Below are 24570 nucleotides of genomic sequence, written 5' to 3' on the forward strand. Positions count from 1 at the left end.
ACGGCGGAACCCAGCTGGAGCTGTCGCCACGGGTCCGGGGTCTTGGGCCGCGCAGTCCGCTGCCCGGCGCCGACGGCTTGTCGCCCGTCACCTCCGCACTGGTGGAGGGCCTGGCGGGCGCGGCGCGTTCCTGGTAAGTGTTATCTGTCGATCGGAGGCTGTTGGTGGGCAAGGATTTTCGCTTCGGGCTGAGCATGCGCTTCTACAAGTCGCGCGCGGCACTGGTCGACAAGGTGAAACGAGCCGAGGATCTCGGCTACGACATCCTCTGCGTGCCCGACCATCTGGGCGCGGCCGCCCCATCGCCGACGCTCACCGCCGTCGCGATGGTCACGAGCCGGATCCGCCTGAGCATGTATGTGCTCAACGCCGGGTTCTACAAACCCGCCCTGCTCAGCAGGGACCTTCAGGCCCTCGACCTGCTCAGCGATGGCCGCCTCGAGATCGGCCTCGGGACCGGGTACGTCAAAGAGGAATTCGAGGCGGCCGAGATCCCCTACCCCAGCGCCGGGGCCCGGGTTGACTACCTCGAACACATGACGAGCTACCTGAAGGAGCACCAGCCGTCGACGCCGATCCTCATCGCCGGCAACGGCGATCGGGTGCTGACGATAGCCGCGCGGCAGGCCGACATCATCGGCCTGACCGGGGCCCGGGTGCGCGACGTGGACGACCCGCTGGCCGAACGCATCGAGTTCGTGCGTAACGCCGCCGGAGACCGGTTCGACGCGCTGGAACTCAACATGGTGATCACGGCGATGCCGCGCGAAGGCGAGTCGGATCCCGACTTGAGGATGACGCGGCAGTACGCGCCGGACCTGTCCGACGAGCAATTGCTGTCCATGCCGTCGGTGCTGAGCGGGTCACCGCGCGAGATGGCGGACACGCTGACCGCCCTGCGCGACAAGTACGGGCTGACGAGCTTCACCGTTCAGGACAACAACCTGGACGCCTTCGCAAAGGTCATCGCGGAGTTGCGCTGAGCGGGCCAGGTCGCGAGATCCCTTCCCCGGCAATCGATGCGGAGGCTTTCAGCATGAAAATGTGGATCCAGATTGACGGCCACGAGGACGACGACGAGTATCCGGATGGCGCGACCTATGAAGTGCTCGATGGCGGTGTGCTAAAGGTCAGCAGCGGTAAGGATATTCACCTCTATAGCCCGGCGTACTGGCAAGAGGTCACGATCGACACCCGTCCCGCGGGTGAGCAAGACGAACGGGCCCAACAGCTCGACGACGACCTGAGATGGCAGTGATCACCGCGGCCGGCGCGTCGCGCGCCGAAGGCCGCGACCGCTAGACTCACATCCGCCGCACTGGCACAACCAGCCCGACCGCCAGGAACGGCAACCCGCCCGCGAGGCGTTAGTCAGAAATTCGTCCTCGCCCTCGTAGCTCAGGGGATAGAGCACGGCTCTCCTAAAGCCGGTGTCGCAGGTTCGAATCCTGCCGGGGGCACCAAAAGTGTGTATGACCTCGGCTGATGCTTGACATTTCTACTTCGGGTGATGCCTGACAGTGTTTCGGCTGAGGCTTGACAGTTACTTCGGCTGATCCTTGATACTCCCTGGATGAGGGAGTTGAGCGTGGCTGAGCAGCGGTATCAGGCTGCGTTGTCGGTCATTAGTGATGGCTTGGCGATCGGGCAGGTCGCGGAGAAGGTCGGGTGTCGCGCCAAACGCTGCACTCGTGGTTAGCCCGCTACGAGGCCGAGGGCGTCGCGGGGCTGGCGGATCGGTCGCATCGACCGGTGTCGTGTCCGCGCTGCATTAGCCCCGAGGTCGCTTGTTTACCGAAGCGAGTTTCGCCGCTGGACCAGAGTCTTTTACCGGATCGGGCTTCTTCGCCGGACGAGCCTGCTTCGCCGTACCCGCCTTCCTCGCCGCTGCGGGCTTTTTCACCGGGCCCGACTTCTTCGAACGACTGCCCTTTTTGCAAAGATCACACTCACCACTAATGCTTGTCTGTGACTGGATTCCCGTCAGCTCAGCGACGAGATCGCGGACTGCATCATTGTGTTCCCGAACCAGGCTTTCCCCCTCGGAGTCCATGGGCTTATCACCCCACTGACCCATGACTTCCCAAGGCATGGTCCAGATTCCCCTGAGTGCGTCGTTGAGGGAATACCAGTCCGCGTACTCGCGACGCACCTCCGGGAAATGTTGGCGGAGAGCAAGTAGTTCTTCGTCGGAGTTGATTTTTTCCAGATTGCTTAACGCATTAGCCGACCAAGCAGGTTTCAACAGTGATTTGAAGTTTTTCGCCCATTTCGAGGCTATCTCATGAAGCTCGGCCACGTGATCTGAGGAAACGAGAACCGGCAATCTATCGAGCTTCAATTCGCCCTTTTGACGCAGTGAACATGGCGGATATTTCTTGAGAAACCCGATTAAGAATGCGCTCGAAGCTTTCTCCGCAAAGATCCGGAATGCATTATCTTTCTCTAGGTCGGCGTAATCCGAAACGGCTTTCGCAACAATTGACGGAATTCCCACGTTTTCAGCGACGTATCCAATCGCTGCGGCTTCCATCTCAAGACCGAGGATTTTGCGTTGTACAGTTTCCAGTTCCGCAAAAATGTTGGGGTCTTGAACTACAGTCTTGCCGGTCCCGATCGGGCCGACGTGCACTCTAAACGTCGGATCGGGCTCGGGCCCGTCTGGAAAGCGAAGGCGCTGGTTGAGCGCAAAATTCTTGCCCTTTGAAGTGAACGTCATAACGCCATTCTTCACACGTACTAATTTATCCCTCTGCAACCTGTCTACCACGACCTGCCAGCGTGGGCAGCGAACTTTGAAATCCGGATGTTCCCAGGGTTTCGCGCCGTTTTCTGTCTCGTGCAAGAGAAGTGTCTGAAGAACCCACCCCCGCTGCACGTCGAGTGAAAGCGGTCGACTGCCAAGGAGCTTGTTCAGCCAGTTCAAGTCTTTGACGAAACCCGCGGCCTCCATTGCCCAAATATTTTGCAAATTATACGTTTCGAGTTCACGAAGCAGTCGGCGGCCAGGCCTTCCATCGGCATTCGTAGTGGCAATCAATTTACCGTGGTCGTAGCTGAATAGCTTATCCGCAAGAATCACATCGCCCAGGAAAACTTCACCTTTGCGGCCTGCACAGATCCCCGTCATCGCGACGCACAACGGGTTCAGGTCCGCGACCAGCGCACGGCACCGATCGGCGGTCGCAGTTTCGCCCATCGCGCCTGTCCAAGCCGCTCCTACGGCAAGGGCGCCGTTAGATTCAGTCGTGAATTCACGGTAGTAGTACGGGAATCCCGTCGAGTCTTTTGTTTTGACCCACTTCGCCTTCTTTGGATCGGCGAACGCTAAACTTCCATCAACCTCGGTCAACGATAGGACTGCGTCCAGCTCCTCATCCAGCGCTGTGATAACCAGTGCGTCGAACTTCATCTGCGTACCTCACACTTCTTTCGCTAGCTGCGCCGGCTCTGTGCAAACGGAAACTTACGCGCTCCGTCACGACGCGAATGTCGATTCGCCATGAGAGGATGCGAAGAGCCCACATGGTGCATGTTCCGCCCAGCTCACTGCGAGTACGGCGCGTAACCTACCCTTCGGCCGAGTCGGCCGCCGCGATCAACGCCCCCGCCAGCTTTCGCGCCTCGGCCGGCGTGATGATCGGGGTATCGGGGCAGTCGATGATGATCTCGCGCAGCGCGTGCCCGTCCGCGTATTGCAGGCCGATCACCGAGACCACGACGTCGGCGCGCCGGCCGTCGTTGGTGGTGTGCTTGATTTTCCACTCGGGGCCGTCGAACGCCCGGAAGCCGCCTTCGAGGTAGTCCCATTCGTCGACACACGTCGCCCGGGCGGGCGGGGCAAGGTTGGGTTTCATGGCTAGATCCTTTCCGCGATTCCCCCCGCGGGCACGAGTAGTCCACTACGCCAGTCGGTCCGCGCCTGGCGGCACGCGACGGCTACGGCAAGACGGTATGCATCAGCATCACGTCGTACGCCGACCACAGCGACAGGTTGAAGTACAGGTCCCGCCCCGACGACCAGGGGTGGATCATCGGCGCGTAGATGCCGCCGGGCATCGAGAACGCCGACACCAGCGGTTGCTCCCCGCTCCACGGTCCCGTGGGCGTCGGCGCGGTCCGCGCCACCACGTCGTTGCTGCCGCCGTTGGTGTACAGCACCAGGTACTGCTTGAGATAGCTGTTGTACTGCGCCGACATCTCACCCACGGGCCCGGGCCACAGCGGCGTCGCCGCACCCGGGTTGGCCGCCACCCAGTGCCCGCCGTTGTCGCCGTTCCAGTACTGGTACTTGCTCAGGTCCGGCAGGTAGTTCGGGGGAACCCGCGACAGAAACGCGGCACCGCCGCGCCCCGACGGGGTGCCGAACTGATAGAGGTAGCCGTCGTTGCCTTTCATGAAGGCGCCCATCTGGAAGTTCTCGTTCCCGGGCGTGAACCCGATCCCCGGGATCGCATCGGGCGAGGCCGTGCGGATGGTGCTCGGAAAAATCCCCCAATTCTGGCCGTTGTCAAGGGATCTGGCGATCGCCGAGTAGTTGGTGCTCCATTCCCCGTCGCGGCCCCACTGCCTGATGGACATGTAGCTCATGTACTGGGTTCGCCCCAGGGAGATGGCGGCGGTCGGAATGATGCCCGTCTCGTGCGGCGCTTTGTGGATGGTGTTGACGACCTGCTTGGACAGGCCGGTCGTCCACACCGGCGAGCCGGAGTATCGGTCGTTGGGAACGCCGTCGGCGATGTGGATTCCGTGCGACAGGTCGCGGTCCGAGCTGCGGAACAGCACGTTGTACCGCCATTGCTGGCCGTGCACCTTGCAGTAGCCGAAGGTGTCACCGAACGCCATCAGGACCTGGCGGTTGGCGGGATCGCCGTTGTCCCAAGCGATTCCGAGGTCGGTCCCCGATATGCCGAAACGTTGCAGGGTCTTGTTGGGGCCGTCCGTTCCGGTCACCCAGTCGACGAGCGACGTCGGCGCGCCCGCGATGTTCGCGGGAGGCGCCGGCGGTGCGGGCTGCGGCGGAACCGGGGCGGCGTTGGGCTGCAGCTGGTTGGCGTTCGGCGGCTGCGGGACGCCCGGCGCGGGCGGATTCGGTCCGGGCGGCGGCACCACCCCGGCTTGCGGTTGGATCGGCGCCGAGTATCGCTGGCCCCCGGCTCCCGGCTTGAGGAAGGACGAGATCAGCGGACCCAACTTCGGCAACGGCGCCTGGTCGTTGGTATGCGAGGGCCTGCGTCCCGTCGGCGGTTGGACGACCGGCTGGGGCGCGGGCATCGCCGGGGGCGCGGCCGGGGGATCGACGTTGGCTTCCGGCGCGCTACAGGGTGTGGCGTTCGCCGACGGCGCCGGGCCTACCGCCACGAAGAAACCGATGGCGGTCATCGACGCCACCGATAGCGATAGGACTCGAGGAATCGCCGTCAAGGTCACACCTTCCCAGAAGCAGGCCGTCGCATTGACGTCCGCAGTTGGCTCATGTGACGATAGTGATCAGCGTGGCTTATGTGACCAGTGATTTGCTGATAGGTATGCATCCGTGACCGTGTCGCAACGCTTCGGTTTCACGCCAAACGGGCACAACGAACGCTGATCGCCCCGCGCTTGATCGGAAAACGCGCACGTCGCCGAGGCGGTCTGCCCAGTCCCGCTAAAGCCCGCGGGAACGCCCATTTTTTCGGCGCCCGGCCTGTTGCTGCGTGCCTATCGGTGTGATCGCGCGGCTCTCCGCGCCTCCGGCTCCTTCGGCACCCCCGGCGCCACCGCTCCCGTGGCTGCCGACGGCAGAGCGGTTGTCGCTACGAGGCACCGAGGTCAAGCGGCGAAGCCGGCCCGGCCGCGGTACGCTCCCATGCGCTAGCAGACCCCCGTCGGCGCCCCGCTTGGGCGGTCCACCAAGGAGGGCATCCGGTGAGTGTCTCTAATCAGTTACAGCCGGACCCATTCCAGCGGCCCGCTTTTCTTCGGCGGGTGGTCGCCGCGTCGATGGCCGGCACCGTCGTCGAATGGTATGAGTTCTTTCTCTACGGCACCGCCGCCACGCTGGTGTTCAGCAAGGTGTTCTTCCCACGCGGAGGCAATGAGCTCGACGCCATCCTCGCCGCCTTCGTGACCTACGCCGTCGGCTTCGCCGCCCGACCGCTGGGCGGCGTCGTCTTCGGCCACTTCGGGGACCGGTATGGCCGCAAGACGCTGCTGCAGTTCAGCCTGCTCTTGGTGGGCGCCGCGACCGTCCTGATGGGCTGCCTGCCCACGTTCGCCCAGATCGGCTACTGGGCCCCAGCGCTGCTGGTGGTGCTGCGCTTCTTCCAGGGCTTCGCCGTCGGCGGCGAGTGGGGCGGCGCCGTGCTGCTCGTCGCCGAGCACAGCCCCAAGCTCACCCGCGGGTTCTGGGCGAGCTGGCCGCAGGCGGCGGTGCCCGGGGGCAACATGCTGGCCACCGTCGTCCTGCTGGCTCTCACCTCGGCGCTGTCGGACGCGGCGTTCCTGAGCTGGGGCTGGCGCGTCGCGTTCTGGTTGTCCGCGGTCGTCGTGCTGGTCGGCTACTACATCCGCACGAAGGTGACGGACGCGCCCATCTTCCTGGCGGCCCAGCAGGAAACCGAGCGCTCCAAGACCAGCCGGCTCGGCGCCCTCGAGGTGGTAAAGCGTTATCCGCGTGGCGTTTTCACCGCGATGGGCTTGCGCTTCGGTGAGAACACGATGTACTACCTCGTGGTCACCTTCTCCATCACGTACCTCAAAGTGCAGGTGCACGCCAACACCAAGGTCATCCTGTGGTGGCTGCTGGCCGCCCACGCCGTGCACTTCGTGGTCATCCCGCTGGTCGGGCGGCTCAGCGACCGATTCGGCAGGCGCCCAATCTATTTCGTTGGTGCGCTGTGCGCCTGCACCTGGGGCTTTTTCGCCTTCCCGATGATGGACAGCCGGCGCAACGCGGTCATCATGGCGGCGATCGTCATCGGTCTGGTGTTCCACGGTCTGATGTACGCGGTGCAGCCGGCGGCCATGGCCGAGATGTTCCCGACCCGGATGCGCTACTCCGGGGTGTCGCTCGGCTATCAGGTCACCTCGATCGTGGCCGGTTCGCTTGCGCCGATCATCGCCGTCCGCCTGCTCGAAACCTACAAGTCCTCGGTGCCGATCTCGTGGTACCTCGCGGCCACCGCGGCGGTGAGCGCGGTGGCCGCCCTGGCGGCCCGCGAAACCAACGGCATCGACTTGGCGGCCGTCGACCTCGCCGACGCCGAGGCCGTCGGGGGCCGCGCGACCATACCCGCGCCGCACGCGGATGGACCGGAACCGAGGGAGCTTGTCGAGGGCCCCGCATAGCCCTGGCGCCGCCCTGAACAGCGCAAAGGCGAATTCGACCTGCTCAGCAGGCGTTCTCGGGCCGACCGTCCCGTTATTTCGTAATGTTTGTCATCCGCCCCGGACGGTAATGATCCAACAGAGGCGTGCGCGTCGGCCGGCCTTCGCGCCCGTCTAGGTCCCGTCGGTTCAGCCCGAGAGCCGACGGGGCCGCCCTCGTTTACGGGTCTGGCGGAGTAGCGTTCCGCCTATGGACGGCTCGGCGAACGTGTGGATCCTGGGCGGCTACCAAAGCGATTTCGCCCGCAACCTCACCCGGGAAGGCCGCGACTTCGCCTCGCTGACCGCCGAGGTCGTCGACGGCACACTCGCCGCCGCGAAACTCGACGCCGCCGACGTCGGCGTCGTCCACGTCGGCAACGCCTTCGGCGAGATGTTCGCGAGCCAGGGCCACCTCGGGACGATGCCGGCCACGGTGTGCGACGGACTCTGGGACACGCCCGCCTCCCGGCACGAAGCCGCGTGCGCGTCGGGCAGCGTGGCGGCGCTGGCGGCGCAGGCCGATCTGCGGTCGGGCGCCTACGACACCGCACTGGTGTTGGGCATCGAGCTGGAAAAGACGGTGCCGGGTGACACGGCCGCCCAGCACCTCGGCGCCGCCGCCTGGACCGGTCACGAAGGGGCCGGCGCCCGCTACCTGTGGCCGTCGATGTTCGCCGAGGTCGCCGACGAGTACGACCGGCGCTACGGCCTGGACGACGCGCATCTGCGCGCCATCGCGCAGCTCAACTTCGCCAACGCGCGGCGCAACCCCAACGCCCAAACGCGCGGATGGACGGTTCCCGACCCCCTCACCGACGACGATGCGACCAACCCGATCACCGAGGGCCGGCTGCGCCGATTCGACTGCAGCCAGATGACCGACGGCGGCGCGGGGGTGGTCCTGGTCAACGACGCGTATCTGCGCGACCACCCGGACGCGCGCCCGATCGGCCGCATCGACGGCTGGGGACACCGCACGGTCGGGCTGGGCCTGCGCCAAAAACTCGACCGTGCCGCCGACGATCCGTACGTGCTGCCCCATGTGCGCGCGGCGGTCCGGGATGCGCTGCGGCGCGCGCGGGTGGCGCTCGACGATCTCGACGGGTTCGAGGTGCACGACTGCTTCACACCCAGCGAATACCTCGCCATTGACCACATCGGGCTGACCGGGCCGGGCGAGTCGTGGAAGGCCATCGAAAACGGCGAGATCGAGATCGGCGGCCGGCTGCCCATCAACCCCAGCGGCGGACTCATCGGTGGTGGCCATCCCGTCGGGGCGTCCGGCGTTCGGATGCTGCTCGACGCGGCCAAGCAGGTCAGCGGCGCGGCCGGCGACTACCAGGTCGAGGGCGCGACGACCTTCGGCACCCTGAACTTCGGCGGCAGCACCGCCACCACCGTCAGCTTCGTCGTGAGCGCAACCAAGGGCTGGTGACCATGGATGTTGAGATCGTCGGCAAGTTTTTGTCGACCCTGCCCGACGACGACGACCACCCCTACCGGACCGGGCCGTGGCGCCCGCAGACAACGGAGTGGGACGCCGACGACCTCCTCGCCGTGGAGGGTCAAATCCCGCACGACCTGGACGGCATCTACCTGCGCAACACCGAGAACCCGCTGCACCCGGCGCTGAAGACCTATCACCCCTTCGACGGCGACGGCATGCTGCACGTGGTCGGCTTCCGCGACGGAAAGGCCTTCTACCGCAATCGCTTTGTCCGCACCGACGGGTTCCTGGCCGAGAACGAGGCCGGCGAGCCGCTGTGGCCGGGCCTGGCCGAGGCGGTGCAACTGACCAAGCGGGAGGACGGCTGGGGGGCTCGCACCCGGATGAAGGACGCGTCGAGCACCGACGTGATCGTCCACCGCGGTATCGCGCTGACCAGCTTCTACCAGTGCGGCGACCTGTACCGGCTCGACCCGTACTCCGCCGACACCCTCGGCAAGGAGACCTGGAACGGGCGCTTCCCCACCGACTGGGGCGTGTCGGCGCATCCGAAGGTGGACGGCAGGACCGGCGAGTTGCTGTTCTTCAACTACAGCAAGCAAGAGCCCTACATGCGCTACGGCGTGGTCGACGACAGCGACCAACTGGTCCACTACGTCGACATCCCGCTGCCCGGGCCGCGGCTGCCCCACGACATGGCCTTCACTGAAAATTACGTGATACTCAACGATTTCCCGCTGTTCTGGGATCCGCGGCTGCTCGAGCACGACGTGCACCTGCCCCGCTTCTACCCCGACATTCCGTCGCGCTTCGCCGTGCTCCCCCGCCGGGGCACGACGGACGACATCCGCTGGTTCGAGGCGGACCCGACCTTCGTGCTGCACTTCGTCAACGCCTACGAGGAGGGCGACGAGATCGTGCTCGACGGCTTCTACGAGGGCGATCCGCAACCGCTCGACACCGGCGGAACCAAGTGGGACAAGCTCTTTCGCTTCCTGGCGCTCGATCGCCTGCAAGCCCGGCTGCACCGCTGGCGCTTCAACCTGGTGACCGGCGCGGTGAAAGAACAGCAACTGTCGGAATCGATCACCGAGTTCGGCACCATCAATCCCGACTACGCCGCGCGCGACTACCGGTACACCTACGCCGCCACGGGCAAACCGGGCTGGTTCCTGTTCGACGGCCTGGTCAAACACGATCTGCTCACCGGAAACCAGGAGGGCATCTCCTTCGGCGACGGTGTCTATGGCAGCGAGACCGCCATGGCGCCGCGGGTCGGCGCCACCGGCGAGGACGACGGCTACCTGGTCACCTTGACCACCGACATGAATGCCGACGCCTCGTACTGCGTCGTCTTCGACGCCGCCCGCATCGCCGACGGCCCCGTGTGCAAACTTCAGCTGCCGGAACGCATCTCCAGCGGCACGCATTCGACGTGGGCGCCCGGCGATCAGCTGCGGCGGTGGCACACGGCGGAGTCGGCGGCAAGCGGGCTGGGGCTGTAACGATGTATCCCGCATCCAACCATCGGGCAACCCACTGGCCCCCGCACCTGGCGCCGCTCGGCGCCATTCGCTTCGCCCGGCGCTCGTCGAACTTCGAAGAAACGGTGCGGTTTTACCGTGAGCTGGTGGGCCTGCCGCTCTACGAAACGTTCGAGGCCAGCTACGGCAGCAACGGCGCCATCTTCGGCCTGCCCAGCTGGAACCTGACCTTGGAAATCGTCGAGTCGGCCGAGCCCGTCGCCGGCGACGCCGGTGAACAGCTGTGCCTGTACTTCCCCGACCGGGAGTCGCAGCAGGCCGCGGTCGCGTCCCTGCGTGCGGCCGGGCAGGAACCGGTGGAGCAGCACCCGTACTGGGAGGCGACGGGTGCGGTCACCTACCGCGACCCCGACGGACGAGAAGTCGTGTTCGCGCCCTTCGTGTTCGGTGTCAACGAGCCCGCGGACAGCGCCACGTCGGGCAAGCACGAGTTCCCGTCGGACTGAAAACTCAGCGGGTCGACCGGCCGGAGGCCAACGCCGTGATCACCGCCAAGAGGGAGCACGCCACCGCAAAGCCGGCACCGGCGGCGCCCACGTAGAGCCCGTACTCGGCCGACACCGGCGGATTGACGTTGAGCTTGTAGTACCAGACCGTCAACGCCACGATGAGCAGCGAAATCACGAGCGCGGCAACCGAAGCCAGCTTCACCGACAGGCCGCGGCCCACCATCGCCCCGGCGACCAGCAGCGTCGAGGACAGCAACACGATGAGCTGTCCCGCACCGAAGCCCCTCGGCAGCTCCAGGTTCCCATGGGTGCCCCCGATGGCGTTGGCCCAGCCGCCGCCGCCCGTCGCCGTCGTCAGCCATGGCATCCACGTGCTGGCCGAAATGAGCAGGGCGAAAAACGCCACCAGCCAACCAGGGCGCAGGCGGCGAGTCATGGTTGGGAGATTAGCTGACCCGCCGCCGCGCCGGTGTGACCAACGCCCGGCCGCGCTAGCCCTGCAGCGAGGACAGGTTGAGGATGACGCCCGTCGGGTCGGTCGCCGCGGCCAACCGGCCGTAGGGGGTGTCCTCGGCCGCCTGCACCACCGCGCCGCCGTTGTCGGCGATCACCCGCAGCGTCTTGTCGACGTCCTCGGCGCCGAAGAAAATCGTCCAATTCGACGGGACGCCGTCCGGCAGGCAGCGCGCGCCGTCCATCACGCCGAGCAATTGCTGGTCGCCGAACCACGCCGTGGCATAACGGAATTCGTCCGTGTCCGAAACCTGCTCGGTGTGCCACCCGAACACCGCACGGTAGAAATCGACCGCGGCGGCGAACTCGCGGGTGGTCAACTGGTGCCACACCGGCGAGCCGGCCTCGCCGATCACCTCGAAGCCGCGGTGCTCCAACGGCTGCCACAGCCCGAAGAGCGCGCCCGAAGGGTCTGTCACCAGGCCCATGTGACCCTTGGCCGGGATCTCCATCGGCCCCATGCACGACTGGCCACCCGCCGAGGTCGCCGCCGACACGGTCGCGTCGATGTCGGCGGTGTGCAAGTAGGTCACCCATCTGTCCGGCGAGCCGAACTCGGGCCGGTTGGCCATCAGGCCGGCGACCTGGTGGCCGTCCTTGGTGGCGTTGATGTATCCGCCGTACTCGGGCCCGGCGGACTCGAACGTCCAGCCGAAGACCGTGCCGTAGAAGTCCTGGGCGCGGTCAAGGTCCGACGTCGTCAAATCGATCCAGCAGGGCGCGCCCAGCGGCGCGTCGTCACGGATGGGCACGATGACCTCTCCTCGTTGTCGTGTCTCCTGGCCCCGTCAGCGGGGTTCGCACATATCGACTGGCGCCGACGCGAAAACTCATCGGCACGGAGGTCAGCGGCGCGCGCCGCCGTGTCCGTTCATGCCCGGATCGGGCCTCGTGAACACCGTGACGAAGTTGCGCAGCGATTGGTTGATGTCGCTGCGCAGCGCGGCCGCGACGATCATGCCGATCGGCCCGAACAGCGCCGGCCCGCCGAGGTGCACGTCGAATCCGACGATGGAGCCTTCGTCGGTGGGCCGCACTTTGGCCATCAGCTTGACCTTGACGCCGCCGACGCCATCCCCGTTCAGGGTCATGCCTTCCGGGGGCTTGTAGCGCACGACCGTCCACTTGATCCGGTTGTACATGCCCTTGACCTCGACGATCGACTCGACAACCGTCCCCTTGTCGATGTCGTCGGGCAACGTGCTGCGCCACACCCGATGGATGGTCAACCAGTCCTTGTACCGCGACAGGTCGGAGGCGTGCTTCCAGGCCACCTCGGGTGGCAGCGGTACGTCGATGGACCCCGATAATTTCGCCATGGGCTCAGTTCTGCGGGTCGCTGCCGGCGGCAGAATCGGCCGCCTTCTTGGCCTCGTCGGCCACCTTGTGGATGGTGTCGGAGTACTTGCCCTGCGTCTTGTCGTCGACGAATTCGCCGGCCTTGTCGATCGCCATGTCGACCTTGTCGGCGTTTTGCGACAACAGGTCCTTGGCCTTGTCCAGGAATCCCATCTGTGTGTCCCTTCCCCGAGGATTCGCCCGGAATTTTACTTGGCTGCCCGCACCGGCTCGCGCCACAGCCGCGGCTGCACCCCCAGCATCCTGGCCCGGATCCACCACGTCGCCTCGATCGCGGCGGCGCCCAGCACCCCGATCCCCAGCGCGGTCGCGGTCACCGGGAGATTGGACGGGTCGAGCAGGAACTTCTGCTGGGCCAGCGGGATGCTGAAGATCACCACGTAGGCCAGGGCGGAGAAGACGACCAGGGCCACCCGCCACCATTGATAGGGGCGCGCCGCCACCGCGAGCACCCAGAGCGCGCTCACCAGCAACGTGATCAGCGCGGCGGTCGACGCCTGGTCCTGCTCCCGGAAGGTGGCGTGGCGACCGTGGTAGGCCACCAGGTAGGAGGCGAACGTCGCGACGCCGACGACAAGCCCGGACGGCAGCGCCGAGGACAGCACGCGGCGGACGAAGCCCGGGTAGGCGCGTTCGTTGTTGGGCGCCAACGACAGGATGAACGACGGGATCCCGATCGTGAACCACGCTGCGATGGTGACGTGGATCGGCTGGAAGGGGTACAGCAGCGGGTCGGCGTGCAGGGGTTTGGCGAGCAGGCATTCGATGCCCACCAGCAGCGCCAGCAGCACCGAGTACACCGTCTTGGTGAGGAACAGGGTGGCGACCCGCTCGATGTTGCCGATCACCCGCCGGCCCTCGCCGACCACATACGGCAGCGTGGCAAACCTGTTGTCCAGCAAGACGATCTGCGCCACCGCGCGCGACGCCGGGCTGCCGGCGCCCATCGCGACACCGATGTCGGCGTCCTTGAGGGCCAGCACGTCGTTGACGCCGTCGCCGGTCATCGCGACGGTGTGGCCGTGCGACTGCAGGGCGCGCACGATGGCGCGCTTCTGGTCGGGCCGCACCCGGCCGAAGGTGGTGTGGTTGTCCAGCGCGTCGGCCAGTTCCGCCGGTGCGGTGGGCAATCGGCGCGCGTCCATCGCGTCGCCGCGCAGCCCGAGCTTGCCCGCCACGGCGCCCACCGACACCGCGTTGTCGCCGGAGATCACCTTGACCGAAACATCTTGGGCCGCAAAGTAGTCCAGCGTTTCGCGGGCATCTGACCGCACCTTCTGCTCGAGCACCACCAGCGCGACCGGCGTGACCCGGCCCGGCGCCGCCGGATCATCCACCGTCGACTCGGATCGACCCAACAGCAGGACGCGCAGCCCTTGCGCCCCGATCCTCTCGGCCCGTTCGGCCTCGGCCGACGCGGGATCGAGCAGCACGTCGGGCGCCCCAATCACCCAGTCGCCGTGCTCGCGGAAGGACACGCCGCTCCACTTGGTCGCCGACTTGAACGGCGCAGTGGCGGTGGGCGTCCAGTCGGGTGGCCGGTCATACGTCGCGGCGATGGCCTGCATGCTCGCGTTGGGGCGGGCGTCTTGCGCGGCGAGGGCGGCCAGCGCGTCGGCGACCGCTTCGGAGCCCGCGGCGCCAACCTCGATGACCTCGGCGACCCTCATACCGCTTTCGGTGAGGGTGCCGGTTTTGTCGGCGCACACCACGTCGACCCGCGCCAGGCCCTCGATGGCCGGCAGTTCCTGCACCAGGCATTGTCGTTGCCCCAGCCGGACGACACCGACCGCGAACGCCACCGACGTCAGCAGCACCAGGCCCTCGGGCACCATGGGCACCAGCGCGCCGACCGTCCGCAGCACCGACTGCCGCCAGCCGGCGTGCGTGGTGAAGAACTGCGTGTAGATCGTCAGCAGACCGGCCGGCACCAACAGGTAGGTGACGAACTGCAGAATGCGGTTAATCCCGTTGCGCAGTTCGGATTTCACCAGGCTGAACTTCTTGGCCTCCTCGGCGAGCTTGGCGGCGTAGGCCTGCGCGCCGACCTTGGTGGCGCGGTAGGCGCCGACGCCGGTGACGACGAAGCTGCCCGACATCACCGCGTCGGTCGGCGCCTTGGCGATCGGGTCCGCTTCGCCGGTCAACAGCGACTCGTCGACCTCGAGGTTCTCCCCCTCGACGATCTCACCGTCGACGACGACCTGATCCCCGGGGCCCAGCTCGATGATGTCGTCGAGCACGACCTCGCCCGGCGGCAGCGTTTGAGTGCCGGACTGCCTGCGCACCAACGGTTTCGCCTGCCCCACGATCGCGAGCTTGTCCAGCGTCTGCTTGGCGCGGATCTCCTGGACCATGCCGATGACGCTGTTGGCGACGATGAGCAGGCCGAACAGGCCGTTGATGACGGAGCCCGTCACGAGCACGATCGCCAGCAGCACGCCCAGGATCGCATTGATCCGGGTGAAGACGTTGGCCCGAACGATCGCCGCGACGCTGCGGGTGGCGCGTTCCGGGACGGCGTTGCTTTGGCCCGCGGCGACCCGCTGTGCCACCTCGGCATCGGTCAGGCCCGCGATCATCGGGTGAAGGTTCCCAGCTTGCCGGAGTCGAAATACTCGAGGTTCAGCGTGTTGCCCGCGAAGGCGGCTTTGGAAATGGTTCCGGGCGGGGCGTTTTCGTCGAGCACGGGGAAGGTGAACGTGTCGCCGTCCCAGTGCGCCAGCGTGAACGTCCGGTTCTTCGGCCCCAGCGACAACTGCAGCGCACCGTCGCGTTCGGTCACGACGGCCGGGCCCCAATAGTCGTTGGCGTAGACGCCGGCGTAGTCGCGCAGCGGTCGTGGCGGCGCGGGGTTGGCCGGGGGCTGCTTGCCGACCAGCGAGCCTTCGGGGTTGTTCATCCAACCGATCGCCTGCCGGTATAGGTCTGCCCAGTTCTCGCGAACCTGGCCATACTGCACCAGATCCATGAATTCGGCGGTCAGCGTCTCGGGCACGCCGATCGGTGCGGCGTTGGTGAGCGCGATGATGCCCAGGTCCTCGGACGGCAGCACCACGAAGTTCGTCGCCTCTCCCAACGTGAAAGCGCCGGAATGGCTGTACTCCGTGCGTCCCGACGAGGCCACCGAGACGTTGAAGCCGTAGCCATAAAACCCGGAGCGCGCCTTGGGCGTGGTCGCGGGAACCGACACGACCTGCGCGGTGGTAGCGGGCAGCAGCGCCTCGGGTGACGCGATGCGCCGACCCTGATAGGTTCCGTTGCCCAGCAACATGATCAGCCAGCGCGCCATGTCATTGACCGAGGAGCTCACCCCGCCCGCGGCCGACTGCGGATCCGGATCGCGCTGGAAGCGCGGCTCCCACTTGTCGCCGGCCTTGACGTGGTTGGCGGCGCGATTCGGCCGGGCGATGAAGTCGGCGAAGCGCGAACTCGTGGCCGCCATACCCAGCGGGCGGTACAACGCCTCGTCGGAGAGGTCTTCCCACGGTTTACCCGCCGCGGCCGCCACCGCCTCGGCCGCGGCAGTCACGCCGAAGTTGGTGTAGGCGTAGCTGTTCCGAAACGGCGCGAGCGGCAGGTATTTCAGGCGCTCGAGCACCTGGCGGCGGTCGTAGCCAAGCTCCTCCAGCTTGTCACCGGCATGGTCGGGCAACCCGGAACGATGCGAATACAGGTCGGCGACCGTCGCGTGGCCGGTGACGTAGGGATCGCTCAGCGCGAACCACGGCAGCTTCGACACCACGGGTGTGTCCCAGGCGACGACGTTTCCGCTGACTTCGTGTGCGACCACCGTCGCGCCGACCGATTTCGACACCGACGCCAACTGGAAGACGGTGTCGGCGTCGACCTTGTTGTCTTGCGCGTCCCCCTTGCCCGCATCCCTGAGCCCAAAGCCCTTGGCATATACGGTCTTTCCGCCATGCACGATGGCGACGGCCATGCCGGGGATGCCGGTGCTCTTCATCAGCTCGCCGACCAGGCCGTCGACCTTCGCTATGGCGTCGTCGATGCGGCCGGCGGGAATCTCGACGCCCGACACCTCGTTGGGCGGCGCGCCGGACGGCGAGGGCGGCGGCGCGGATGCCGGTGGCGCGGGCCGGCACCCCGTCAACGCGAGGAAGGCCAGCACCACAGCGGCCGTCGCCGCGCGTTTCGTCATGGCGGAACTCTAACGTGGGTTAGAGCCGCCACCACGGGTTGAATCTGCGGGGCGCGGCGGGATCGATGCGCTGGCCCGGTACGGGCACCGCCACCTCTACGTGCACCGGCTCGGCCGCCTTCAGCACCCGCTCGACGGGCTCGGCCCAGGGGTGGGGGGCCAGCCGGAAAGTCCCCCAATGGATGGGGACCAGCAGCCCCGAGCCCGCGTCGGTCACGTCCAGGTGAGCTCGAACCGCTTCCTCGGGGTTCATGTGGATGTCCGGCCATGCCGTGTTGTATGCCCCGATGGGCAGCAGGGTCAGGTCGAACGGTCCGTGGTCGGCCCCGATCTGCGCGAAGCTCTTGGTGTAGCCGGTGTCGCCGCCGAAATACGCGCGATGGCTCGGGCCGATGAACGCCCAGGACGCCCACAGCGTGGTGTTGCGGTCGAGGAAGCGGCCCGAAAAGTGCCGTGCCGGCATGCAAATCACGGTGAGCTGGTCGAGCTTGGTGCCCTGATGCCAGTCGAGTTCGACGATGCGGTGCTCGGGAATCCCCCACGCGCGCAGGTGGGCGCCGACGCCGAGCGGCACGAAAAACGGGGCCCGCTGGGTGTGTGCGAGCGCGATGACCGTGTCGATGTCGAGGTGGTCGTAGTGGTCGTGGCTGATCACCACCGCGTCGACGGCGGGCAGTCCCTCCAATTGCACCGGCGGCGGGTGCAGCCGCTGCGGCCCGACGATGTCCGACGGCGAGCATCGGTCGCTCCAGACCGGGTCGGTGAGCACCCGGTAACCGTCGATCTCCAGCAGCGCCGTCGAGTGGCCGAACCAGCTGACGGCCAGCCGGCTGGCGGCGCCGTCGAAGATTTCCGGCGCGGCCAACGGGATCGGCGCTTTCGGCCGGCTGCCGGCGCGCCCGGCCAGCAGCTCCCACACGATGAGCCGCAACTCCTCGCGGTCCATCTGGTAGATCGAGGCGGGGTCGAGATTGACGAACTGGCCGTCGGAGTAATGGGGCGACGCCTCCGCAATCGCCCGGATCGCCGCGGGTGACGCGCCGAGGGCGGCCGGCGCGCCGTGCAGCGCGCGCACCAGCCAACCGCCGACCGCCAGCGAGGCCGTGCCGGCGGCCAGTCGCAGCGCCCCCCGCGGCATGACTGTCAGGCCCCCTGGAACTTCGGTGGTCGCTTCTCGATGCGCGCCACCTGCGCCTCGATGACGTCCTGGCTGGCCCACGCGCGGTCGAAGAGCTCCTTGTGCTCCGGCCAGGCTTCTTCCATCGAGCCGTCATCGTTGAGCACCCGCTTGGCGTGCTGGATCGCCAGCGGCGCCAGGCCGGCGACCTCGGCGGCCCAGGCCTGGGCGTCGACCAGCGTCCCGGTGCGGTTGACCATGCCCGTCAGCAGGCCCGCCTCGGTGGTGAGCTTCTCCGCGGTCAGCAGCATCGCGCTGGCCCGCCCGTGACCGACCAGCGAGGTCAGCCGGCGGATGCTCCAGTTGTCCAGGGCCAGGCCGTATTTCGAGGTCGGGAACTGGAAGAACGCGTCGGGCGCGGCGACCCGCAGGTCGCATCGCATGGCCAGCTGCAGGCCGGCGCCGATCGCGGGGCCATTGATCGCCCCGATCACCGGAATCGGAGCCGCGTCCATCACCTTGTGCAGCTCGATGAGCCGGTCGGGGTAGTCGGCCGCGAATACGTCCCCGGAAAGATCCGCGCCCGCACAGAAGACGGTGCCCTGGCCGGTCAGCACGATCACTCGCGTTGACCCGTCGCCGCCGGCCTTCTGCATGGCCTCCCGCAGTTCATCGACGAGCTGGGAATTCAGGGCATTGCGACGCTCGGGGCGCTGCAGCTCGATGGTCATAACGGCTTCGGTCTGGGTCACGCCGATCATTAACCCACCCTATATAGCCTCGTCTGGTGACCCGCACCACGACCGGACAGCTCCTGGACGCCGTGCTCGACGAGCGCTCGTTCGTCAGCTGGGATAGCGAGCCGATGGCCGTTCCCGTCTCGGAGTCCTATGCGCGGGAGCTCGCCGACGCGCGCGCCGCCACCGGCCTGGACGAGGCGGTGCTCACCGGCGAGGGCCGCATCTCCGGGCGCCGCGTGGCGGTGGTGGTGTGCGAGTTCGACTTCCTCGGTGGCTCGATCGGGGTGGCCGCGGCGGAACGCATCACCGCGGCCGTGGAACGGGCGACCGCCGAGCGCCTGCCGCTGCTGGCGTCGCCGAGCTCCGGCGGCACCCGCATGCAGGAGGGCACGATCGCGTTCTTGCAGATGGTGAAGATCGCGGCGGCCGTCACGCTGCACAAGCGCGCGCACCTGCCCTACCTGGTCTATCTGCGCCACCCGACCACCGGCGGGGTGTTCGCCTCGTGGGGGTCGCTGGGCCACATCACCGTCGCCGAGCCGGGCGCCCTGATCGGCTTTCTGGGGCCCCGGGTGTACGAGCTGCTCTACGGCGAACCCTTCCCGGCGGGCATCCAGACCGCGGACAACCTCCAGCGCCACGGGGTGATCGACGGCGTCGTGCCGCTCCAGGAGCTGCGCCGCACGGTGGATCGCGCGCTGCGGGTGATCGCCGATCCGCCCGAGCCGCTGCCCGACCCGGCGCCTCCCGAGCCGACCCCCGACGTGCCGGCGTGGGACTCCGTCGTGGCGTCGCGACGGCCCGACCGGCCGGGTGTCGCGGTTCTGCTGCGGCACGGCGCCACCGACAGCGTGCTGTTGTCCGGCACGGGCGGCGGCGAGGCGGCGACCACCGTGCTGGCGCTGGCCCGCTTCAACGGCCAGCCCGCCGTGGTCCTAGGCCAGCAGCGGATCGCCGGAGGGCTCGTCGGGCCCGCGGCGCTGCGCGAGGCCCGGCGCGGCATGGCCCTGGCCGCCGAGCTGTGCCTGCCGCTGGTGCTGCTGATTGACGCCGCCGGACCGGCGCTGTCGGCCGAGGCCGAGGAGGGCGGGCTGGCCGGCCAGATCGCCCAGTGCGTGGCCGAGCTCGTCACGCTGGAGACGCCGACGGTGTCAGTCCTGCTGGGTCAGGGCAGCGGCGGACCGGCGCTGGCGATGGTGCCCGCCGACCGGGTGCTGGCCGCACTGCACGGCTGGCTGGCCCCGCTGCCGCCCGAGGGGGCCAGCGCGATCGTCTTCCGCGACACCGCACACGCTCCCGAACTTGCTGCCGCACAAGGGATTCGGTCGGCCGACCTGCTGGCGTCCGGAATCGTCGACGCCATCGTGCCCGAGCATCCCGACGCCGCCGACGAGCCGGTCGAGTTCAGCCAACGCCTGTCGCGCGCCATCGCCGCGGAGGTGCGGGCGCTGCGCGAGACGCCCCCGGCCGAGCGTCTGGACGCGCGCCTGCGGCGCTACCGCCGCATCGGCCTAGCCACCGCGAGCAGACACAAAATCCCCTCAACGGACGCGATTTAGGGCGATTTTGTGTCTGCGCGCGCCGGCTCGGTGAGGTAGCGCTGGATCGTCGGCCCGAGCCATTCGACGATCTCATCGCGCGTCATCTCCACGACCGGAGGCAGCCGTAACACGAAGCGGCACAACGCCATACCGAGGATCTGCGTGGCGATCAGCCCGGCCCGCACTCCGGATTCCCCGGCGGGCGCCAGAGTGGCGACCAGCGGCTGCAGCTGGGCCCCGAAGATCTCGTGCATCCGTTGGGCGGCTTCGCCGTTGGTGGCGCTGGAGCGCAGCAGGATGACCAACGCCTCGTCGCCCTCCCAGCGTTCGAGGAAGTGGCGAACCACCGACCGCCCGACCTGCGTCGGGTCGGCCGAGCCCAGGTCCGGAAACCTCAGGTCAAAATCGGCCGCCGCCGCGAACAGCTTGTCCTTGCTGCCGTAGTACCGCATCACCATCGCGGGGTCGACCCCCGCGTCGGCGGCGATGGCCCGGATGGTGGCGGCCTGGAACCCGGAGGCGCCGAACCGCTCGCGCGCCGCCGTCAGGATGGCGGCCTTGGTTTCTTCCGACGATCTCCTCATGTCAACAATTGTAGGCCAACAACTGTTGACATCCACGCGCCGGCGCGCCAGCATGGAGGTATGCCAACAAGCGTTGACTAAGACGGAAGGAGCCAACCATGAACGACACCGACGTCCTGGTGGTCGGCGCCGGGCCCACCGGCCTCGCGCTCGGCGCTTCGCTGACCGCCCGCGGGGTGCGTACGGTCCTGGTGGACAGGCTGGCGGAGGGGCAGAACACCACCCGCGCGGCCGCGGTGAACGCCCGCACCCTGGAGGTGCTGGAGGATCTCGACGTGGCCCGTCGGATGGTCAAAGCGGGGCTGATCGCGCCGCGGTTCACGATCCGGCAGGGCCGGCGCATCCTCATGCCCGTCGACTTCAGCGAGCTGCCGACGAAGCATCCGTACACCTTGATGCTCTCGCAGGCCGACACCGAACGGCTGCTGTTGGAGCGCCTGCACGAACTGGGCGGCGAGGTGCTGCGGCCGAAGACCCTGAGCCGCCTCACCCAGGACAGCGACGGCGTCACCGCCATCTTCGAGGACGGCGAGACCATCCGGGCCCGCTATGTCGTCGGGGCCGACGGCATGCACAGCACGGTCCGCGAGCACGCCGGAATCGGTTTCGCCGGAGGCGAATTCGCCGAATCGTTCGCGCTCGCCGACGTCCGGCTGGCCGGCGAGGCGCCCCGCGCCGAGGTGATCCTGTTCTATGCCCGGGAAGGCCTGAACGTGCTGGCGCCGCTACCGGGCGACATCTTCCGCATCGTCGCTCCGGTCGCGGACGCACCGAAGGAACCGTCGGTGGAATTCGTCCAGAATCTGCTCGACACCCGGGGCTTCGGGCCCGGCGAACTGAAGGTCACCGAGTTGCTGTGGGGGACGCGGTTCCACATCCACCACCGCGTCGCCGACAGCTACCGGGCCGGCCGACTGCTGCTCGCCGGCGACGCCGCACACGTGCACAGCCCCGCCGGCGGCCAGGGCATGAACCTTGGTATCGCCGACGCCATCTCATTGGGCGGCGCGCTCGCGGACGCCCTGCGCGGGGGTTCCGACGCCGCGCTGAACGCCTACGCCGCCACCCAGCGCGGGCGGGCCGAGCAGGTCCTGAAACTGACCGGGCGGCTGACCCGAATCTCCACCCTGCCTCGCCCGCTGCGCCCGGTCCGCAACTCGGCAATGCGGCTGGCCGCGCGCGTCCCGGCCGTGCGACGGCAGCTGGCGGTGCAGCTGAGCGGCCTGGGCCGCCGTTGATACCGGCCTGCAGACGCAAAAGTCCCTAATCGCGACCGCTTTAGGGGGCTTTCGCGTCCGCTGGCGCCAAGTCGCGCCTCCCACCGCCCAAAGCAGCGATCCGGCACAATGGGCCGCATGGACACTGGTGCCACCTCGCCTCGGGTGTTGGTCGTTGACGACGACTCCGACGTGCTCGCCTCGCTCGAACGTGGCCTGCGCCTGTCCGGGTTCGAGGTGTCGACGGCGGTCGACGGCGCCGAGGCCTTGCGCAGCGCGACCGAGACGCGACCGGACGCGATCGTGCTCGACATCAACATGCCCGTGCTCGACGGCGTCAGCGTGGTCACCGCGCTGCGGGCGATGGACAACGACGTGCCGGTCTGCGTGCTGTCCGCGCGCAGCTCTGTCGACGACCGGGTGGCGGGGCTGGAGGCCGGCGCCGACGATTACCTAGTCAAGCCGTTCGTGCTGGCCGAGCTGGTCGCGCGGGTAAAGGCGCTGTTGCGCCGCCGCGGCGCCACCGCGACGTCGTCGTCGGAAACCATCACCGTCGGGCCCCTGGAGGTTGACATCCCCGGCCGTCGCGCGCGGGTGAACGGCGTCGACGTCGATTTGACCAAGCGGGAATTCGACCTGCTGGCGGTGCTGGCCGAGCACAAGACCGCGGTGCTGTCCCGGGCGCAGCTGCTGGAACTGGTGTGGGGATATGACTTCGCCGCCGACACCAACGTCGTCGACGTGTTCATCGGCTACCTGCGCCGCAAGTTGGAGGCTAACGGCGGCCCGCGGCTGCTGCACACCGTCCGCGGAGTCGGGTTCGTGCTGCGAATGCAGTAGCCATGCACTGAACAGGTAGATCGTCATGAAGATCCTGTCCCGGATTTTCGCCCGTACGCCCTCGCTGCGAACCCGGGTGGTGCTCGCGACGGCCATCGGCGCCGCGATTCCGGTGCTCATCGTCGGCGCCGTCGTCTGGGTGGGAATCACCAACGACCGCAAGGAACGGCTCGACCGCCGGCTCGACGAGGCGGCCGGTTTCGCGATCCCCTTCCTGCCGCGCGGACTCGACGAAATCCCGCGTTCGCCGAACGACCGCGACGCCATCATGACGATCCGCCGCGGCAACCTGGTCAAGTCGAATTCCGACGTCACGCTGCCCAAGCTGGACGTCGACTATGGCGATGCCTACGTCCACGGGGTGCGCTACCGGGTCCGGACGGTGGAGATTCCCGGGCCGGGTCCGAGTTCGCTCGCCGTCGGCGCGACGTACGACGCCACCATCGCCGAGACCAACAACCTGCACCGGCGCGTGATGCTGATCTGCGGATTCGCCATCGGCGCGGCGGCGGTGTTCGCGTGGCTGCTGGCCGTGTTCGCGGTGCGCCCGTTCAAACAGCTCGCCCAGCAGACCCGATTGATCGACGCCGGGGACGAGGCGCCGCGCGTCGAAGTGCACGGCGCCAGCGAGGCCGTCGAGATCGCCGAGGCGATGCGCGGCATGTTGCAGCGCATCTGGGACGAACAGAACCGGACCAAGGAGGCGCTCGAATCGGCGCGCGACTTCGCGGCGGTGTCCTCCCACGAGCTGCGCACCCCGCTCACCGCGATGCGCACCAACCTCGAGGTGCTGTCCACGCTGGACCTGGCCGACGACCAACGCAAAGAAGTGCTCAACGACGTCATCCGCACCCAGTCGCGGATCGAGGCCACGCTGAGCGCGCTGGAGCGGTTGGCCCAGGGCCAGCTGTCCACGTCGGACGACCAGGTGCCGGTCGACATCACCGAATTGCTCGACCGCGCCGCGCACGACGCGATGCGGGTCTACCCGGAACTCGAAGTCTCGCTGGCGCCTTCGCCGACGTGCATCATCGTCGGGCTGCCGGCCGGATTGCGGTTGGCGGTCGACAACGCGATCGCCAACGCCGTCAAACACGGTGGCGCGACCCGGGTCCAGCTCTCAGCGGTCAGTTCGCGGGCCGGGGTGCAAATCGCCGTCGACGACAACGGCAGCGGGGTTCCGGAGACGGAACGCCATGTGGTGTTCGAGCGGTTCTCGCGCGGGTCGACCGCCTCGCATTCGGGCTCGGGCCTGGGCCTGGCCTTGGTGGCCCAGCAGGCCCAACTGCACGGCGGGACGGCCTCGCTGGAGGACAGCCCCCTGGGCGGCGCGCGCCTCCTGCTGCGCATCCCCGCGCCGAGCTGACGCCGCGCCGAACGTCGATCCGTTGCGCCGTCACTTCCTCGAACTCTTGCGCCACGGCGTGAAACAGGCCCGCGCCGCAGACTCTTCGTCCTTGAACCACACCTGGGCGACGGTCGGGTCGTAGGTCTCGTCGTCGGGCGTGTAGTAAAGCCGGGTATCTGAGCGGCCCTTCACCAGCCATCCCGCCGGGCCGCCGCCGTCCGGGGTGGCACGGGCCGAGCCCGGGCCGTAAGGCTCGTACGGCAACACGGGGGTCCACGTGGTGGTCGATTCCGTGGTGGCCGACAGCTTCTTCGGCGGCGGCTGCTTGCCGGGCGGTGCCATTTTGACCGGGCGCGCGG

22 protein-coding genes, 1 tRNA gene and 3 pseudogenes are annotated in these 24570 nt (G+C 67.7%); 13 read left to right on the forward strand and 13 right to left on the reverse strand.

Annotated features, from left to right (window positions below; all coding sequences use genetic code 11):
• The 5 genes and pseudogenes from A5673_RS29140 to A5673_RS28455 form a co-directional block, all read left to right on the forward strand.
• A pseudogene (locus A5673_RS29140) lies at window positions 1-137 on the forward strand (replication protein); the annotation flags it as partial.
• Window positions 138-158: 21 nt separating this feature from the next.
• A complete protein-coding gene (locus A5673_RS15205; RefSeq protein WP_082958759.1) occupies window positions 159-983 on the forward strand; it encodes an LLM class F420-dependent oxidoreductase in 825 nt (274 codons plus the stop codon).
• A 53-nt stretch (window positions 984-1036) separates the two neighbouring features.
• Window positions 1037-1258 carry a hypothetical protein gene (locus tag A5673_RS15210; RefSeq protein ID WP_068233723.1) on the forward strand — a complete coding sequence of 74 codons (222 nt, stop codon included), beginning with the start codon at window positions 1037-1039 and terminating at the stop codon, window positions 1256-1258.
• Between the two features lie 129 nt (window positions 1259-1387).
• Window positions 1388-1463, forward strand: a tRNA-Arg gene (locus A5673_RS15215).
• A gap of 110 nt (window positions 1464-1573) precedes the next feature.
• Window positions 1574-1764 (forward strand): annotated as a pseudogene (locus tag A5673_RS28455) (leucine zipper domain-containing protein); the annotation flags it as partial.
• A 7-nt stretch (window positions 1765-1771) separates the two neighbouring features.
• On the opposite strand, the gene A5673_RS28460 reads toward A5673_RS28455, so the two are convergent.
• The 3 genes from A5673_RS28460 to A5673_RS15225 form a co-directional block, all read right to left on the reverse strand.
• Window positions 1772-3412: a hypothetical protein gene (locus tag A5673_RS28460; protein ID WP_082958758.1), complete on the reverse strand. Its 1641-nt coding sequence runs from the start codon at window positions 3410-3412 to the stop codon at window positions 1772-1774.
• Between the two features lie 157 nt (window positions 3413-3569).
• On the reverse strand, window positions 3570-3857 hold the full coding sequence (locus A5673_RS15220; RefSeq protein WP_068233727.1) for a hypothetical protein: 288 nt from the start codon (window positions 3855-3857) through the stop codon (window positions 3570-3572).
• 82 nt (window positions 3858-3939) lie between these two features.
• Window positions 3940-5382, reverse strand: a complete 1443-nt coding sequence (locus tag A5673_RS15225; RefSeq protein WP_156748254.1) for a DUF4185 domain-containing protein — start codon at window positions 5380-5382, stop codon at window positions 3940-3942.
• A 525-nt stretch (window positions 5383-5907) separates the two neighbouring features.
• On the opposite strand from A5673_RS15225, the gene A5673_RS15230 reads away from it, so the two are divergent.
• The 4 genes from A5673_RS15230 (at window position 5908) to A5673_RS15245 (ending at window position 10787) form a co-directional block, all read left to right on the forward strand.
• Complete coding sequence (locus tag A5673_RS15230; protein WP_068233732.1) at window positions 5908-7329, forward strand: MFS transporter; 1422 nt, start codon at window positions 5908-5910, stop codon at window positions 7327-7329.
• Between the two features lie 229 nt (window positions 7330-7558).
• Window positions 7559-8785 carry an acetyl-CoA acetyltransferase gene (locus tag A5673_RS15235; protein ID WP_068233734.1) on the forward strand — a complete coding sequence of 409 codons (1227 nt, stop codon included), beginning with the start codon at window positions 7559-7561 and terminating at the stop codon, window positions 8783-8785.
• A gap of 2 nt (window positions 8786-8787) precedes the next feature.
• Entirely contained in the window at window positions 8788-10302 is a 1515-nt protein-coding gene (locus A5673_RS15240; RefSeq protein WP_068233737.1) for a carotenoid oxygenase family protein, read from the forward strand.
• A 2-nt stretch (window positions 10303-10304) separates the two neighbouring features.
• Window positions 10305-10787: a VOC family protein gene (locus tag A5673_RS15245; RefSeq protein ID WP_068233740.1), complete on the forward strand. Its 483-nt coding sequence runs from the start codon at window positions 10305-10307 to the stop codon at window positions 10785-10787.
• 4 nt (window positions 10788-10791) lie between these two features.
• Here the strand turns inward: A5673_RS15245 and A5673_RS15250 are convergent, their stop codons facing one another.
• The 8 genes from A5673_RS15250 to A5673_RS15285 all read right to left on the reverse strand — a co-directional run bounded on the left by A5673_RS15250 (window position 10792) and on the right by A5673_RS15285 (window position 18702).
• Window positions 10792-11226: a hypothetical protein gene (locus A5673_RS15250; RefSeq protein WP_068233743.1), complete on the reverse strand. Its 435-nt coding sequence runs from the start codon at window positions 11224-11226 to the stop codon at window positions 10792-10794.
• A gap of 55 nt (window positions 11227-11281) precedes the next feature.
• Window positions 11282-12055: a VOC family protein gene (locus tag A5673_RS15255; RefSeq protein WP_068233745.1), complete on the reverse strand. Its 774-nt coding sequence runs from the start codon at window positions 12053-12055 to the stop codon at window positions 11282-11284.
• Window positions 12056-12148: 93 nt separating this feature from the next.
• Window positions 12149-12622 (reverse strand): SRPBCC family protein, encoded by a 474-nt coding sequence (locus A5673_RS15260; protein ID WP_068233747.1) that lies wholly within the window; start codon window positions 12620-12622, stop codon window positions 12149-12151.
• A gap of 4 nt (window positions 12623-12626) precedes the next feature.
• Window positions 12627-12815: an antitoxin gene (locus A5673_RS15265; protein WP_068233748.1), complete on the reverse strand. Its 189-nt coding sequence runs from the start codon at window positions 12813-12815 to the stop codon at window positions 12627-12629.
• A 35-nt stretch (window positions 12816-12850) separates the two neighbouring features.
• The gene (locus A5673_RS15270; protein WP_068233750.1) at window positions 12851-15244 is read right to left on the reverse strand and encodes a cation-translocating P-type ATPase; all 2394 of its coding nucleotides are present in this window, start codon (window positions 15242-15244) and stop codon (window positions 12851-12853) included.
• Window positions 15241-16824 (reverse strand): serine hydrolase, encoded by a 1584-nt coding sequence (locus A5673_RS15275; RefSeq protein WP_068233756.1) that lies wholly within the window; start codon window positions 16822-16824, stop codon window positions 15241-15243. Before A5673_RS15275 ends, A5673_RS15270 begins: the two co-directional genes overlap by 4 nt.
• A 19-nt stretch (window positions 16825-16843) precedes the next feature.
• Window positions 16844-17962, reverse strand: a complete 1119-nt coding sequence (locus A5673_RS15280; RefSeq protein ID WP_068233759.1) for an MBL fold metallo-hydrolase — start codon at window positions 17960-17962, stop codon at window positions 16844-16846.
• Window positions 17963-17967: 5 nt separating this feature from the next.
• Window positions 17968-18702: an enoyl-CoA hydratase gene (locus A5673_RS15285; RefSeq protein ID WP_068233767.1), complete on the reverse strand. Its 735-nt coding sequence runs from the start codon at window positions 18700-18702 to the stop codon at window positions 17968-17970.
• A 26-nt stretch (window positions 18703-18728) separates the two neighbouring features.
• On the opposite strand from A5673_RS15285, the gene A5673_RS15290 reads away from it, so the two are divergent.
• Window positions 18729-20240 carry a carboxyl transferase domain-containing protein gene (locus A5673_RS15290; RefSeq protein ID WP_068233771.1) on the forward strand — a complete coding sequence of 504 codons (1512 nt, stop codon included), beginning with the start codon at window positions 18729-18731 and terminating at the stop codon, window positions 20238-20240.
• Here A5673_RS15290 and A5673_RS15295 read toward each other — a convergent pair.
• Window positions 20237-20806: a TetR/AcrR family transcriptional regulator gene (locus A5673_RS15295; RefSeq protein WP_068233774.1), complete on the reverse strand. Its 570-nt coding sequence runs from the start codon at window positions 20804-20806 to the stop codon at window positions 20237-20239. The genes A5673_RS15290 and A5673_RS15295 overlap by 4 nt on opposite strands.
• A 98-nt stretch (window positions 20807-20904) precedes the next feature.
• Between A5673_RS15295 and A5673_RS15300 the strand changes: the two genes are divergently transcribed.
• The 3 genes from A5673_RS15300 to A5673_RS15310 all read left to right on the forward strand — a co-directional run bounded on the left by A5673_RS15300 (window position 20905) and on the right by A5673_RS15310 (window position 24229).
• Complete coding sequence (locus tag A5673_RS15300; protein ID WP_068233776.1) at window positions 20905-22044, forward strand: FAD-dependent monooxygenase; 1140 nt, start codon at window positions 20905-20907, stop codon at window positions 22042-22044.
• A 108-nt stretch (window positions 22045-22152) separates the two neighbouring features.
• The gene (gene prrA, locus A5673_RS15305) at window positions 22153-22863 is read left to right on the forward strand and encodes a two-component system response regulator PrrA (RefSeq protein WP_139830445.1); all 711 of its coding nucleotides are present in this window, start codon (window positions 22153-22155) and stop codon (window positions 22861-22863) included.
• Between the two features lie 25 nt (window positions 22864-22888).
• Complete coding sequence (locus A5673_RS15310) at window positions 22889-24229, forward strand: HAMP domain-containing sensor histidine kinase (protein ID WP_068233789.1); 1341 nt, start codon at window positions 22889-22891, stop codon at window positions 24227-24229.
• A 30-nt stretch (window positions 24230-24259) separates the two neighbouring features.
• Here A5673_RS15310 and A5673_RS15315 read toward each other — a convergent pair.
• Window positions 24260-24570: pseudogene (locus A5673_RS15315) on the reverse strand (hypothetical protein); the annotation flags it as partial.

The sequence above is a fragment of the Mycobacterium sp. E3198 genome, assembly GCF_001667015.1.
GTDB lineage: Bacteria > Actinomycetota > Actinomycetes > Mycobacteriales > Mycobacteriaceae > Mycobacterium.

Bases quoted from the DNA above. Each gene is read 5' to 3' on its own strand.
- A5673_RS15240 (WP_068233737.1), top strand. From the start codon at position 8,788: ATGGATGTTGAGATCGTCGGCAAGTTTTTGTCGACCCTGCCCGACGAC.
- A5673_RS15260 (WP_068233747.1), bottom strand. From the start codon at position 12,622: ATGGCGAAATTATCGGGGTCCATCGACGTACCGCTGCCACCCGAGGTG.
- A5673_RS15220 (WP_068233727.1), bottom strand. From the start codon at position 3,857: ATGAAACCCAACCTTGCCCCGCCCGCCCGGGCGACGTGTGTCGACGAA.
- A5673_RS15300 (WP_068233776.1), top strand. From the start codon at position 20,905: ATGAACGACACCGACGTCCTGGTGGTCGGCGCCGGGCCCACCGGCCTC.
- A5673_RS15280 (WP_068233759.1), bottom strand. From the start codon at position 17,962: ATGCCGCGGGGGGCGCTGCGACTGGCCGCCGGCACGGCCTCGCTGGCG.
- A5673_RS15210 (WP_068233723.1), top strand. From the start codon at position 1,037: ATGAAAATGTGGATCCAGATTGACGGCCACGAGGACGACGACGAGTAT.
- A5673_RS15265 (WP_068233748.1), bottom strand. From the start codon at position 12,815: ATGGGATTCCTGGACAAGGCCAAGGACCTGTTGTCGCAAAACGCCGAC.
- A5673_RS15250 (WP_068233743.1), bottom strand. From the start codon at position 11,226: ATGACTCGCCGCCTGCGCCCTGGTTGGCTGGTGGCGTTTTTCGCCCTG.
- A5673_RS15235 (WP_068233734.1), top strand. From the start codon at position 7,559: ATGGACGGCTCGGCGAACGTGTGGATCCTGGGCGGCTACCAAAGCGAT.
- A5673_RS15225 (WP_156748254.1), bottom strand. From the start codon at position 5,382: ATGACCGCCATCGGTTTCTTCGTGGCGGTAGGCCCGGCGCCGTCGGCG.
- A5673_RS28460 (WP_082958758.1), bottom strand. From the start codon at position 3,412: ATGAAGTTCGACGCACTGGTTATCACAGCGCTGGATGAGGAGCTGGAC.
- A5673_RS15245 (WP_068233740.1), top strand. From the start codon at position 10,305: ATGTATCCCGCATCCAACCATCGGGCAACCCACTGGCCCCCGCACCTG.
- A5673_RS15310 (WP_068233789.1), top strand. From the start codon at position 22,889: ATGAAGATCCTGTCCCGGATTTTCGCCCGTACGCCCTCGCTGCGAACC.
- prrA (WP_139830445.1), top strand. From the start codon at position 22,153: ATGGGCCGCATGGACACTGGTGCCACCTCGCCTCGGGTGTTGGTCGTT.
- A5673_RS15295 (WP_068233774.1), bottom strand. From the start codon at position 20,806: ATGAGGAGATCGTCGGAAGAAACCAAGGCCGCCATCCTGACGGCGGCG.
- A5673_RS15285 (WP_068233767.1), bottom strand. From the start codon at position 18,702: ATGATCGGCGTGACCCAGACCGAAGCCGTTATGACCATCGAGCTGCAG.
- A5673_RS15275 (WP_068233756.1), bottom strand. From the start codon at position 16,824: ATGACGAAACGCGCGGCGACGGCCGCTGTGGTGCTGGCCTTCCTCGCG.
- A5673_RS15270 (WP_068233750.1), bottom strand. From the start codon at position 15,244: ATGATCGCGGGCCTGACCGATGCCGAGGTGGCACAGCGGGTCGCCGCG.